This is a genomic window from Methanoculleus oceani, assembly GCF_023702065.1.
In the GTDB taxonomy this organism is placed as follows: domain Archaea; phylum Halobacteriota; class Methanomicrobia; order Methanomicrobiales; family Methanoculleaceae; genus Methanoculleus; species Methanoculleus oceani.
In genome coordinates this window covers 334,762-346,268 of the sequence record NZ_QFDM01000003.1, presented here as the reverse complement: position 1 = coordinate 346,268, position 11,507 = coordinate 334,762, and the positions used below count along the sequence as shown (strand labels likewise).

Below are 11,507 nucleotides of genomic sequence, written 5' to 3'. Positions count from 1 at the left end.
CCGACGGTCGTGAGCAGGACGTATGGCACAGAGACCTCGCGGCGGAATCAAGGCAAGCAGGCTCTCGCGAAGACTGAATACGGGGGATGCCGTCTTCATCGGGCTCGGCTCCATGATCGGGGCCGGCATCTTCACGGCTCTTGCACCGGCGGCGGCCGCGGCCGGGGCAGGGCTGCTCTTCGGCCTCGCGCTTGCGGCCTCTGTTGCGTACTGCAACGCCTCCTCATCCGCACAGCTTGCCCGCCTCTACCCCGCATCGGGCGGCACCTACGTATATGCACGAGAACGGTTGAACGAGTTCTGGGCCTGGGTTGCGGGCTGGGGGTTCGTGGTCGGCAAACTCGCCAGCTGCTCTGCCGTCGCGCTCACTTTCGGTTACTACCTGGCTCCGGAATATGCACGGTTCCTTGCTGCGGGGGCGGTGATCGCGTTCACGGCGTTGAACTTCTTCGGGATAGAAAAGACCGCCAGCGCCACGAAGATCATTGTCGTGGTGGTCCTGCTTTCTCTTTCTGCGATTGTTGCCCTCGTCTTCGTCGGCGAGCCGGATATCGGCAACCTGCGCCCGATTCTTGGTTCGAACGGCTTCTATGGGATTCTGCAGTCGGCAGGGATCTGGTTCTTCGCGTTTGCGGGATATTCGAGGATCGCCACCCTGGGCGAAGAGGTCGAAGACCCGGAGACGTCCATCCCACGGGCAATCGTGCTCGGTCTCGGCATCACGCTCTTCGTCTACGCCGCCGTCGTCTTCTCGGCGCTGCTCCTCGTCGGGCCTGCTGCTCTCGCCCGGTCCGACGCGCCCCTGGTGACGGCGCTCGCCGGGGCGGGTTTTCAATCGTGGCAGTGGGTCATCAGGGTCGGTTCGACCTTCGCGACACTCGGGGTGCTGCTCTCTTTGATGACGGGCATCAGCCGGATGCTCTTTGCCATGGCGGCGGATCGTAAAATGCCTTCATACCTGGTCCGGGTTCACCCGGTGCACAGGGTTCCGCACCTTGCCGAACTGACGGTCGGCGTGATCCTGGTCGCGGTGGTGCTGCTCGCGGACCTTCGTGCGGCGATAGAGTTCAGTGCTTTTACCGTGCTGCTGTACTACGCGGTCACGAACCTCTCTGCATACACCTTAACGGAGCAGGAGAGGCTGTACAGCAGAAATCTCGCGATACTGGGTATTCTGGGGTGCCTGCTGCTTGCTTTTACGCTGCCGGCCATGGTCGTCGGCATCGGGAGCGCGGTCATGCTGGCGGGCATACCGGTATATCTCGTACAGAGGCGGCGCGGTTCGTAACAGGACCGTCAGCCCCAGATCGGGTCGTCGCCGAACCGGTCCATCCAGTAGTCGGCGGGGCTCTGCGCCAGGTCCTTTTCGAGATCTTCGAGCCTGAACGAGACGGGACGGTTCATGCAGTAGTCGACCAGGAGGTCGTAAGCCTCTTTTAGGCGTATCGTCATCTCGTGGGACTCCGCCGGGTCTTTTCGCGACACGTCGGGATGCCACTCCTTGATCCTCTCGGCGTAGCGCACGCGAATCTCATTGAGGCTGGCCCGGTCCCGGATGCCGAGCAGTTCTGCCGCCTCCCTCACCCGCCCGGCGGTTACTCTGGCCATCAAAGATGCGTGTACTGTGCCAGCAGGATAAGCGTTGCGAAGTGCCCAGAGCGATCTCTTTTTGGCCGCAGACGATAGATTCACTGAAAACGAGTCTTATGGCAGATAACCCGCCGATCATCTACTTGAACAACGCCGCCACGACCTGGCCGAAACCCCCGGAGGTGCTGGAGGCCGCGAGACTATCCCTTGCCCTCCCCGTTTTCGGGTCGGGGAGGACCACCGGGAGCCAGGGCGAGGACTACATCACGCTGGCGCGGGAGGCGCTCTCGGACCTCCTCGCCGCAGATCCGCCGGAGCACGTGGTCTTCACCCAGAATGCGACCGATTCCTTAAACATCCTCATCCAGGGATTTCTTGCCGGAGAGGCCGGGTGCCACGTCCTCACGACCGAACTCGACCACAACTCGGTTCTGCGGCCGCTTCACGAGCTCGAGCGGCAGGGCCGTATCCGGCTGACGGTTCTCCCCTTCGAGAACGGCGCTGTTCGCCCCGATGCCGCTCGCGCGGCCATCACGCCTGATACACGGCTCATGGTCACGGCCCACGGGAGCAACGTGCTCGGGTCGGTGCAGGACGTCGCCCGGATCGGGGAAGTTCTGCACGATCACGGCGTCTATTTCATCGTCGACGGAGCACAGACCGCCGGCCACATACCCGTCGACCTCCGGAAACTCCCGGTCGACGCCTACGTCTTCACCGGCCATAAGGGCCTCCTCGGGGTCCCCGGTACCGGCGGATTCTACCTGCGGGATCCGGAATCGATCGCTCCCGTCCGTTACGGGGGGACCGGGACGGACTCCTCCTCGCTCTTCCAGCCCCGGGAGATGCCGGAGCGGTTCGAGTCCGGAACGCACAACTATCCCGGCCTTGCGGCCCTCGCTGCCGGGGTGAACTACATCGCCTCCATCGGGGTAGAGGCCATCGCAGAGAAAGCGGAGCGCCAGACGGCGTTTCTTATCGGGGAGTTGAAGGAGGAGCCGAACATAACGATCTACAACGAGTCGCCTGCCCTTCCGATCGTCTCCTTCAACATCCATGGGATGGAGAACGACGACGTGGGGTTCATCCTGGCCCGGGCCTACGGGATCGTCGCCCGTACGGGGCTGCACTGTGCACCTCTCGTGCACAGGACGATCGACGGGGGGAAAGGCTGCGTGCGGCTCAGTCTCTCCTGGTTCACCACGGACGAAGAGTGCCGGACCGCCGCAAAAGCAGTAAAGGAGATTGCACGAAATGCGAATTCTTCGTTCGGTTCGTCATAAGTCCTGCGCCGACGGCTCGTTCATGAAGGAGTTCCTCCTCAGTGACCCGGTACCGGCGGGGTTCTTTGCCTACCTGGAGAACTTCGGGGGGGTTGAGGCGCTCCCCAACCTCGGCAAGGGGTTCTACAGGTTCGAGAAGCCCGACTGGTTCTCCATCAAAGGCCTTGCCGGGGATACCACCGTTGAGGTCAGGTTCAAAAAGGAGGTCATGCACCTGACGGTGGATTTCCTCTATCTCCTCTTCTCCTCCTACCGGGAGGAATCGGTGAACCTCTCGGTGCTGAAGCAGAGGGAGCAGGCGGTCGGGAAACGGGTGAGAGAACACCTGTATGGGCATTAAGGGGGAAAAATGCCCTGGGACGTGTTCGAACGATTTGCAGAAGATTATGACCGGTGGTTCGAGGAGCACCGCGCCGAGTACCATGCAGAACTCGCCCGGATCCGGCGTCTCCTCCCGTGCCCGGACTCCCGTGCCGTCGAGATTGGGGTCGGTTCCGGGAGGTTTGCCGCTCCCCTCGGGATCACGCTCGGGATTGAGCCCTCGCGCGCCCTCGGCCGGATGGCACGCCGGCAGGGGATCGAGGTGATCCGCGGCCGGGCGGAATCGATCCCGCTCGGGGACGGGTCGTGTTCGTCCGTCCTGATGGTGACGGTCATCTGTTTCCTGGACGACCCGGTTACGGCATTTGAGGAGATCCGCCGGGTCCTCGTCCCGGAGGGCTCGCTCGTCCTCGGGTTCATCGAACGCGAAGGAGAGATTGCCCGGAGATACCTGCACGAGAAGGGAAAACACAGGTTCCTTTCCCGCGCCCGGTTTTATTCATCGGGCGACATCCGGGAGTTCCTCGGACACACCGGGTTTCGCGTGACGGAGATCGACTCGAGGGCCGGGTTCTCGGTTATCGCCGCGCGGAAGAACTGATAGACGCCTGCCGGGCTCCACGTCATCCGGGGTGCCTCCTATAAGATCTGCTCCGGCGTGGGGCCTCGCGGCTGTAACGGCAGCGCTCAGCCCTTCTTCTCACGCCTTCTTCAGTGTGAACCGGAACGCTGCGCCTTCCCCCGGGCGACCCGGCACCCGGTCATCGACCCAGATCTTGCCGCCGTACCGTTCCACGAGGATCTGCACCAGGTAGAGTCCGAGCCCTTCGCCGACGCCCCGTTTGTGCTGCTCGTACCGGTGGAAGATTGCCTCCTTGTCCGCATCCGGCACGCCCGGACCGGTATCCTCGACCGAGATTTGCACCTCACCGTTCACCCCTTCAACCCGGACCGTGACCCTGACATCAGGACCGCCGTGCTTGACGGCATTGCCGATGAGGTTGTTGAAGACCACCGGGAGAAGGTCGTCTGCCCGGACCTGATGGTTAGTCCCGGTATAGCGGATGGTGCTGGTGGGGAACACTTCGATCGCTCCCCGGATTGCCCTGTCGAGGTCCGTCTCTTTGATCTCCGGCGAAGCCTGATGAATCCGGCGGATGGTTGAGACGGTGCCCAGAATCTCGATGCTCTTGTTGATGCTCCGCTTCAGTTTCCCCATGTATCCGGCGGCTTCGCCGTCGAGTGTCTCGAGCAGCAGATCGGCATAAAGCCTGGAGACGTTCTCGGTGTTGCCGATATCGTGGGTGAGAATGTCCAGGTAGAGGTTCGCCTCCCGGTTCGCGGCTTCCAGTTCGCAGTGAAGCCGGGTGAGCTCCTCAGTATGGCGTATGAGCGCTTCTTCCGCACGTTTGCGCTCGGTGATATCCGTGAGGATGGCAATGGCCCCCACGATGGCACCGCCGCCATCGCGGATAGGAGCTGCCGACGTGTCCACCCAGAGCGGTTCCCGGTCCAGGCAGGTAACCATCACCTCTTCTCCCTGCACGGTCTCTCCGTGCAACGCCCGGTAGAAGGGGGTCGCCTTGAGAGAGAGCGGCGTCCCATCCTTCCGCAGGACTCCAAAACCCGCCTGGCGCTCCTCGAAGTGGATTGGATCAAAAGATATCGCCGTTCTGTCGATCATCTTACGCACCGCTTCGTTCACCCGAACAATAGCCCCGGTGGTATCGTAGATGATGACGCCAGATGCAATCGATATAAGAGTCGCATCCAGTTCTGTGGCTCTCAAATGCTCCCTTTCCATGACAGCATGGATTTTCGCCTCGGCCTGCTTGCGCTCGGTGATGTCGGTGAAAATTACGGCGAATTGGTTCTTCTTGCGCACCGGGAACGTGTAGACGCCGTACCATCGGTCAAGCCCCGCGTTGTAGTCCTCAAACCGCATCGCTCTGCCGAGACGTACGACCCCGTCGTACCGCTCAAACCAGACTGGCTCGATAACGGGGATAATCTCGGTAATGCCTTTTCCTATGACATCTTCGCGCCGGAGACCGGTAATCTTCTCATATGCAGGGTTGATGTCGAGGACGAGATAATCGACTGGCCGCCCCTCATCATCATAGACCATCTCGTGGAGTACGAATCCTTCGCCCATCGACTCGAAGAGCTGCCGGTACTTCTTCTCGCTCTCCCGCAACGTCTCTTCGGCCTGCTTGCGCTCGGTGATGTCCCGCATGATCACCTGGACGACAGGGGTGCCGGCAATGAAGGTCATCACGCCTCTCCCCTCCACCCAGAAGGCGGTTCCATCCAGCCGGAGGAGCTGGAGCTGGGTGATCGGCGAAGATTCGCCCAGGAGATCCATCGCAACGTTCTCCCGGATACGGTCGCGGAAGTCGGGATGGACGATCTCGAGGAAGTTCCTGCCGAGGATCTCATCCGGACAGGCTGCGCCAAGAAGGTTCACCCCGGTTGAGTTGATATAGAGAATCTTCTCACTGTCGTGGATGAGTACGATGTCGAGAGCGGTCTCCACCAGGGTTCGGTACTTGGCCTCGCTCTCCCGCAGGGCTTCTTCCGCCTGCTTCTGCTCGGTGATGTCGGTGAAACTCTCGAGAACATGTGTTACCCGGCCGGATGCATCTTTCACCGGCTGGGCAACGATATTCATCCAGCGCCCACGGCGCGGGACGCACTTCTCTACTCTTGTAACCTCGCCCGTTGCAAAGACGCGCTGTGCTGCACACACTTCGCACGGTTCGTTCAGGCTTTCGAAATAGCGGTAACACTTCTGGCCGATGGGCTCCTGTTCGGGAAGTATGTCACGGGCCTCCTGGTTGACCCACACGATCGTCATATCCGGGTCGACAAGGGACTGCCCCGTGTCGAGCGCGGAGAGAATGGCACCTACTCTATCCTTCTCCTTGCGCAGCGCCTCCTCGTCTCTCCTGCGTTCGGTCTCGGCCAGCCTGAGTTCTGCATTCTCCCGGCGAAGGGCATCAATCTCTGCCTGGAGCTCCCGGATCGGCTCTTCGACGAGCCGTTCGGTCTCGGCAGGGATGCCCTGTGGAACCTCATCCCGTTCGGCGGGATCAGACTTCCTCCGTGGAGTTTCTGGGGGCGCTGGCATCTGATGTGGCGGCTCCTATTAAAAGCAGGTACAGTGAGTTTCACATCAGCAGTATTAACGGTAGCGCTACCGGGCTATGCAGGATCTCCTGGATTACGGTGGGGAAACGCCTTTATGTCCACATTGGGCCGATGGTTATGAAATAAGATTAACCGGGAAGCGTCATGCGAGATGACGGAGCGGACCGGTGAATGACCGGCAGGTTCTCTCGCTCCCGGTTGCTTCGGGACACCTGTCCCCCCACTGTCAGAACAGGTTCTCACCCTGCCTGAACAGCCCGTACCGTCACCGGCGCAGCGTTCACCCGGTGCTCCCGGCTCCTCCCGGTCACGCGCGATCGTCGGCAGTCGGCGACGACCCCCGGTACTTTTATAGGATCTCCCCCTCTGACCCCGATCAGAAGGAGGGTAGAATATGAAAGGCCTGGCAATGCTCAAGATTGGCGAGATCGGGTGGATAGAAAAGGAGAGACCGGCTTGCGGTCCGAGAGATGCCGTCGTCAAACCGCTGGCGCTCGCTCCGTGCACTTCCGATGTCCACACCGTCTGGGAGGGAGCAATCGGGGATCGGCATGACCTCATCCTGGGACACGAGGCGCTCGGGGTGGTGGACGAAGTGGGAAGCGAAGTCCGGGACTTCAAGCCCGGCGACAGGGTCATCGTACCGGCGATCACCCCCGACTGGGAGACGGAAGCCGCACAGCGCGGGTATCCCTCGCAGACCGGCGGCCCGCTCGGGGGCTGGAAGTTCTCGAACTTCAAAGACGGCGTCTTCGGCGAGTTCTTCCACGTGAACCTGGCGGACTACAACCTCGCGCACCTGCCGGAGGGCATGTCTCTCGAAGCAGGGGTCATGCTCCCGGATATGCTCAGTACCGGTTTCATGGGCGCCGAGAACGCTAAGATCGAGTTCGGGGCTACCGTGGCGGTCCTGGGGATTGGGCCGGTCGGCCTCTCCGCCGTCGCCGGTGCAAGACTGCGGGGTGCCGGGAGGATCTTTGCCGTCGGCACGAGGCCTGCCGCCGTCAAAGTGGCGAAAGAGTACGGCGCGACGGATATCATCAACTACAAGGAGGGAGACACCGCAGAACAGATCCAGAACAAAACAGGCGGAGCGGGCGTCGACGCCGTGATCGTTGCCGGCGGCGGTGCCGAGGTTATGATGGATGCGATCCGGATGGCCAGACCCGGTTCGGTGATCTCGAACATCAACTACTTCGGCCAGGGAATGGGCGATCAGGACATCATCCCCCTTCCCCGCGTGGGCTGGGGGTTCGGGATGGCGGACAAGAACATCATGACCGGGCTCTGCCCCGGCGGAAGGGTGAGGATGGAGAGGCTGGCCGAAGTGGTGATGCACGGGCGCATGGACCCGTCGCTGATGGCGACGCACGTCTTCAGGGGTTTCGATAAGCTGGAAGAGGCCCTTCTCCTGATGAAGGAGAAGCCCCGGGACCTGATCAAACCGGTCGTCATCGTGGAGCCGTAGGGGCTCCGATCTTTCTTTTAGGCCCGCCCATCAGGTCTGTTCCGGCGCCTTCCTGTATACTACTTCCCCGAAACCTTTGCAATCACGCTGTCCAGGTGCTTCCGGTAGAGCACCTGCGGGTCGAGTTCCCGCAGCCCTTCCGGTGTCCTGACGACCACCCTGCCGATGCCGGCATTCACCAGCATCTTCGAGCACATCAGGCAGGGCGGGTCGTACGAGGGCGCTCCCGTCAGGCGTTCGAACCCGGCCAGGTACATCGTACACCCGGCAGCAGCCCTCCCCGCCTGCAGGAGCGCGTTCATCTCCGCGTGCACCGAGCGGCAGAACTCGTAACGTTCGCCGGAAGGGATGTTGTACTGCCTGCGGATGCAGGTGTTCAACTCGTCGCAGTGCGCCTCTCCCCGCGGTGCCCCGTTGTGCCCGGTAGAGACGATCTCCCCCGCAGAATTGACCACGACCGCGCCGTAGCACCGCCGGATGCAGGTCGACCGCCGGGCGGTTTCGACCGCGATATTCATGTACCATTCGGTTCGCGAGGCTCGCGGCGGTACGGGCGGTGCGTCGGGCGAGGCGGTATCCCGGTTCGTCATGGCTGCCTCTCCTCCGGGGGCAGGTATAGGGCTGCAGGATACGAAAGCCTCTGCCCGCTCAGGGTTTCGCTCATGATAGATCTTCCACGGTGGTGGATTAAAAAGAGGTGTTTTATGTCGAAGGGATGGCTGTCCGTTAAGAGTTATTCAATGCGCTTTGAAGGGGGTCAGGAAATCTCCTGTCGTTAATGTGGCGCCGTCCCCTCCGAATGCGACCCCTCGGCGTTCCGACCCGCAAATTAATCACCCCCCGGTTCGACTCTGTATGATGGGTCTCCCTCGGGTATTGTCGCTTGCCGTTCTGGTCATCCTTGTCGGGGTCTCTACATGCGGCTGCATGAGCCAGGAGACCGTGGTGTCCGATGAGGAGAAGGCGCGGGTGCTTGAGTATGCGGACCCGATCGCCGACAACGTTCTTTTAGGCTTCGGTGAAGGCAACTATACGATGTACCGCGAATTCGTCACATCCAGGTTAGGGCTCTATGTCTCCAGAGATAACCCCGTCGTTACGGAGAGGGGCGAGTATATCACCGTGACCTACAGGGCGAACTTCGAGCGGGAGGACGGCGTTGCTCTCCGGTTCGTCTTCCGGAAGGGCGACGAATCGCACCAGCTCTCCGGGCTCTGGTTCGACTCCCCGATGCTGCGCAGCTGAGGCGCTTCACCGGCAGAACTGCTCTGGCGGAAACGTATCGATCGACCCCGTGGCCATCTCTGCCCCCGGTGCAGGGAGGATTCCACTACCGTATCCGAACAGCGTTCTTCTCGATCTCCAGGGCCGGGGCAGGTGTTCGCAGAGAGAATAAGCGCGGGAAGAGCCGGACTCGATGACCGGATGCCTGGATCCCGGGACGAAGAAGCACTTCTATGGGAAAAGAGGACTCCGAAGCATCAGTACACGCCCTCCCCGGTTACGAGAATGCCCCTCACCGGGTAAGTGCCGTTGCACGGGCCCGTGAACTCGTGGCGTAATCTCTCGTTGTACGAATTCGACTGCCAGCCGAGAATCCACCACTGGTTCGCCCCCTGGAACCTGGAGGAGATGGTGAGGACGTTCTCGTCCCCGGCGTCGAACGAGAGGATGAACGGGACCTCGACGACATACCCGGTAGACCCCGGGCTCACGTAGTAGTCGTCGGCGGGTCCGCCGGAACCGGTGAGGTTGCCGGCGATCCGGTAGGGCGCAAAAAGGGGCTCGGCTCCAATCGGCGTTCGGGTGTCGATCTCGCGGCCGGGGCTGGTGTCGAGCATGTAAAGTTCCATCTCGACGAGCACCGGCGTCTCTTCCGAGTACCTGTCGGAGTAGATGTGGGTTGGTTTTGGAAGTTCCGACTCGTTCTGCCCCGGCATGATCGGAATCGGCTCGATGCGGCTTTTATAGATGGGATCGATCCGGTCGGCCGAGATGTTTAACATGGGAACGCCGTCGACGTTCTCGATCCTTACCGATATATCGCTGTCGAAGTTGCTGAAACTTGCCCGGGAGAGATCGACGGGCGTAACGTTCGTTCCGGTCTCCGGGTCGTACCGGGAAGGAAGGGGGATCAGGAGGACCGCGTCTTCGATGGGGCCCGTCGTCGAGATCGTCAGCTCGTAGTGATATGTCGACATGAAACTCTCCGCTGAGGACTGGCCGAGAATTACTGCGGTCAGCGCTATAAATACGAAGAGGATTGCAGCGATGATGCCTGCGACGATGAGCAGGTTCCTGAGAACTTTTGCGTGTTTCGCCATAACTCAGTATACCAGGATCAGCCCGGGGTTCGTCCCGGTGATGCACCTGCCGCCCCCGGGGGCGACCACGAAGGTGTTCTCGATCCCGACCATCCCGACGCCCCGGACTCCCTTCTTGGGTTCGAGGGCGATCACCATCCCCTCCTCGAGCGGCTCGTCGAAACCGCGGGCGATCACCGGCATCTCGTCCACCTGCAGGCCGACGCCGTGGCCCAGGAACTGCACTCGCCGCTTCCCGTAGCCCATGAAGTTCTCGAGGAATGCGGGCTCCAGACCGTCGATTATCGTCGCGTAGATCTCCGAGGGTGCGATCCCGGGCCGCAGCATGGACGCCGTCTCGTCCTGGACCTCAACGCACCGGCGATGCGCCTCGATCGCTTCTTCGGGGAGGGATCCCCTGAAGATATACGTCACCGTCTTGTCGGTGTGGTAACCCCGCACCCCGCATGCGCAGTCGACGAAGACCAGATCCCCTATTCCGAGCGTCCTGTCATGGCTGCCGAGCACCGGTGCGCCGGGAGCCGCTCCGAGGCACCCGCCCGGCCCGTCGAAACCGGTCGGGTAGATGGAACTCTCTCCAAAGCCGAGCTGCCCGAGTATCATCTCCGTCCCGAACATCCCGAACCGTGCAATCCCATGATGCCCTTCCCGGACCAGGCGTGAGAAGACCTCGCCCCCGAGTTCCGCCTCGCTCATCCCCTCGCGGAGCATCCCGGGAACGCAGTCCTCGAGCACGTGGCGGTGAATCTTCCCGGCTCTCTCCATGATCGAGAGTTCGTAGGTGCTTTTGACCGACCGGACCTTCGCCGCCTGCGTATCGAGCGACGCCGTTTCCGTAAAGGAGAAGTACTTCCGGAACCGCTCGAGCAGCGCGAGGGGCACCGCCTCTTTCTCCACATGGACCGTCGCCGGACACGTCCCCATTGCGCCCGCCGCATCCCGGTAACTCTTCATCGGCCGGATGTCGGGGAAGTGCGACTCGTCCTCTGCTCGTTCGAGGCTCCGGCGCACCCAGAGCACGGCTTCGCCGTTGCGGGGGATGAGGAGGACCCCGTCCTGCATCGTCCCGGTGAAGTAGAACTGGTTTGTCCGCCCGAAGATCGCTGCAAGCTCCCACGACGGGTTCTCCGCGTCCATACGGAGCCGGAACCGCTCCATGCGGTCCCGGAGCTCTGAGGCGGGGGTCTTATGCTCCATACGGATCATTGGGCGGTGGTGGTATTTAGCTCTGACGGGATACGGGTTCTGGCAGTTGGGGGCGCCCCGATCCCCTCCCGGTCATGGGGATGGTGGCCCCGTAACCCTTCTGCATAACCCCGGGCTCGGCACGGACACAATCTCGCGACGATGGAAGCAATTCCGACCGTATGG

Annotated in this window: 11 protein-coding genes; 6 read left to right on the top strand and 5 right to left on the bottom strand. The window is 61.8% G+C overall.

Annotated features, from left to right (window positions below):
- Positions 1 to 22: 22 nt before the first annotated feature.
- A complete protein-coding gene (locus DIC75_RS11415) occupies positions 23 to 1,288 on the top strand; it encodes an APC family permease (protein WP_250988163.1) in 1,266 nt (421 codons plus the stop codon).
- 8 nt (positions 1,289 to 1,296) lie between these two features.
- Here the strand turns inward: DIC75_RS11415 and DIC75_RS11410 are convergent, their stop codons facing one another.
- Positions 1,297 to 1,608 carry a J domain-containing protein gene (locus DIC75_RS11410; RefSeq protein WP_250988162.1) on the bottom strand — a complete coding sequence of 104 codons (312 nt, stop codon included), beginning with the start codon at positions 1,606 to 1,608 and terminating at the stop codon, positions 1,297 to 1,299.
- A gap of 98 nt (positions 1,609 to 1,706) precedes the next feature.
- Here DIC75_RS11410 and DIC75_RS11405 point away from each other — a divergent pair, with 98 nt between their 5' ends.
- From DIC75_RS11405 to DIC75_RS11395, 3 genes are read left to right on the top strand one after another with little or no spacing between them, the layout of a single operon-like run.
- A complete protein-coding gene (locus DIC75_RS11405) occupies positions 1,707 to 2,873 on the top strand; it encodes an aminotransferase class V-fold PLP-dependent enzyme (RefSeq protein ID WP_250988161.1) in 1,167 nt (388 codons plus the stop codon).
- Complete coding sequence (locus tag DIC75_RS11400; RefSeq protein WP_250988160.1) at positions 2,845 to 3,213, top strand: hypothetical protein; 369 nt, start codon at positions 2,845 to 2,847, stop codon at positions 3,211 to 3,213. Before DIC75_RS11405 ends, DIC75_RS11400 begins: the two co-directional genes overlap by 29 nt.
- 9 nt (positions 3,214 to 3,222) lie before the next feature.
- Positions 3,223 to 3,795: a class I SAM-dependent methyltransferase gene (locus DIC75_RS11395; protein ID WP_250988159.1), complete on the top strand. Its 573-nt coding sequence runs from the start codon at positions 3,223 to 3,225 to the stop codon at positions 3,793 to 3,795.
- Positions 3,796 to 3,894: 99 nt separating this feature from the next.
- On the opposite strand, the gene DIC75_RS11390 is transcribed toward DIC75_RS11395, so the two are convergent.
- On the bottom strand, positions 3,895 to 6,324 hold the full coding sequence (locus tag DIC75_RS11390) for a PAS domain S-box protein (protein ID WP_250988158.1): 2,430 nt from the start codon (positions 6,322 to 6,324) through the stop codon (positions 3,895 to 3,897).
- 414 nt (positions 6,325 to 6,738) lie between these two features.
- Here DIC75_RS11390 and DIC75_RS11385 point away from each other — a divergent pair, with 414 nt between their 5' ends.
- Entirely contained in the window at positions 6,739 to 7,812 is a 1,074-nt protein-coding gene (locus tag DIC75_RS11385; RefSeq protein ID WP_250988157.1) for an NAD(P)-dependent alcohol dehydrogenase, read from the top strand.
- 59 nt (positions 7,813 to 7,871) lie between these two features.
- On the opposite strand, the gene DIC75_RS11380 is transcribed toward DIC75_RS11385, so the two are convergent.
- On the bottom strand, positions 7,872 to 8,402 hold the full coding sequence (locus DIC75_RS11380) for a deoxycytidylate deaminase (protein WP_250988156.1): 531 nt from the start codon (positions 8,400 to 8,402) through the stop codon (positions 7,872 to 7,874).
- A gap of 265 nt (positions 8,403 to 8,667) precedes the next feature.
- Between DIC75_RS11380 and DIC75_RS11375 the strand changes: the two genes are divergently transcribed.
- Positions 8,668 to 9,057 (top strand): DUF3887 domain-containing protein, encoded by a 390-nt coding sequence (locus DIC75_RS11375; protein ID WP_250988155.1) that lies wholly within the window; start codon positions 8,668 to 8,670, stop codon positions 9,055 to 9,057.
- A gap of 236 nt (positions 9,058 to 9,293) precedes the next feature.
- Here the strand turns inward: DIC75_RS11375 and DIC75_RS11370 are convergent, their stop codons facing one another.
- Together DIC75_RS11370 and DIC75_RS11365 are read right to left on the bottom strand one after the other, a co-directional pair.
- The gene (locus DIC75_RS11370) at positions 9,294 to 10,136 is read right to left on the bottom strand and encodes a hypothetical protein (protein ID WP_250988154.1); all 843 of its coding nucleotides are present in this window, start codon (positions 10,134 to 10,136) and stop codon (positions 9,294 to 9,296) included.
- 3 nt (positions 10,137 to 10,139) lie between these two features.
- Positions 10,140 to 11,333, bottom strand: coding sequence for a M24 family metallopeptidase (locus DIC75_RS11365; RefSeq protein WP_250988153.1), 1,194 nt, complete (start codon positions 11,331 to 11,333; stop codon positions 10,140 to 10,142).
- Positions 11,334 to 11,507: the final 174 nt, after the last annotated feature.

Excerpts from the sequence above, each read along its gene's own strand:
- DIC75_RS11415 (WP_250988163.1), top strand. The coding sequence starts at position 23 with ATGGCACAGAGACCTCGCGGCGGAATCAAGGCAAGCAGGCTCTCGCGA.
- DIC75_RS11410 (WP_250988162.1), bottom strand. The coding sequence starts at position 1,608 with ATGGCCAGAGTAACCGCCGGGCGGGTGAGGGAGGCGGCAGAACTGCTC.
- DIC75_RS11405 (WP_250988161.1), top strand. The coding sequence starts at position 1,707 with ATGGCAGATAACCCGCCGATCATCTACTTGAACAACGCCGCCACGACC.
- DIC75_RS11400 (WP_250988160.1), top strand. The coding sequence starts at position 2,845 with ATGCGAATTCTTCGTTCGGTTCGTCATAAGTCCTGCGCCGACGGCTCG.
- DIC75_RS11395 (WP_250988159.1), top strand. The coding sequence starts at position 3,223 with ATGCCCTGGGACGTGTTCGAACGATTTGCAGAAGATTATGACCGGTGG.
- DIC75_RS11390 (WP_250988158.1), bottom strand. The coding sequence starts at position 6,324 with ATGCCAGCGCCCCCAGAAACTCCACGGAGGAAGTCTGATCCCGCCGAA.
- DIC75_RS11385 (WP_250988157.1), top strand. The coding sequence starts at position 6,739 with ATGAAAGGCCTGGCAATGCTCAAGATTGGCGAGATCGGGTGGATAGAA.
- DIC75_RS11380 (WP_250988156.1), bottom strand. The coding sequence starts at position 8,402 with ATGACGAACCGGGATACCGCCTCGCCCGACGCACCGCCCGTACCGCCG.
- DIC75_RS11375 (WP_250988155.1), top strand. The coding sequence starts at position 8,668 with ATGATGGGTCTCCCTCGGGTATTGTCGCTTGCCGTTCTGGTCATCCTT.
- DIC75_RS11370 (WP_250988154.1), bottom strand. The coding sequence starts at position 10,136 with ATGGCGAAACACGCAAAAGTTCTCAGGAACCTGCTCATCGTCGCAGGC.
- DIC75_RS11365 (WP_250988153.1), bottom strand. The coding sequence starts at position 11,333 with ATGGAGCATAAGACCCCCGCCTCAGAGCTCCGGGACCGCATGGAGCGG.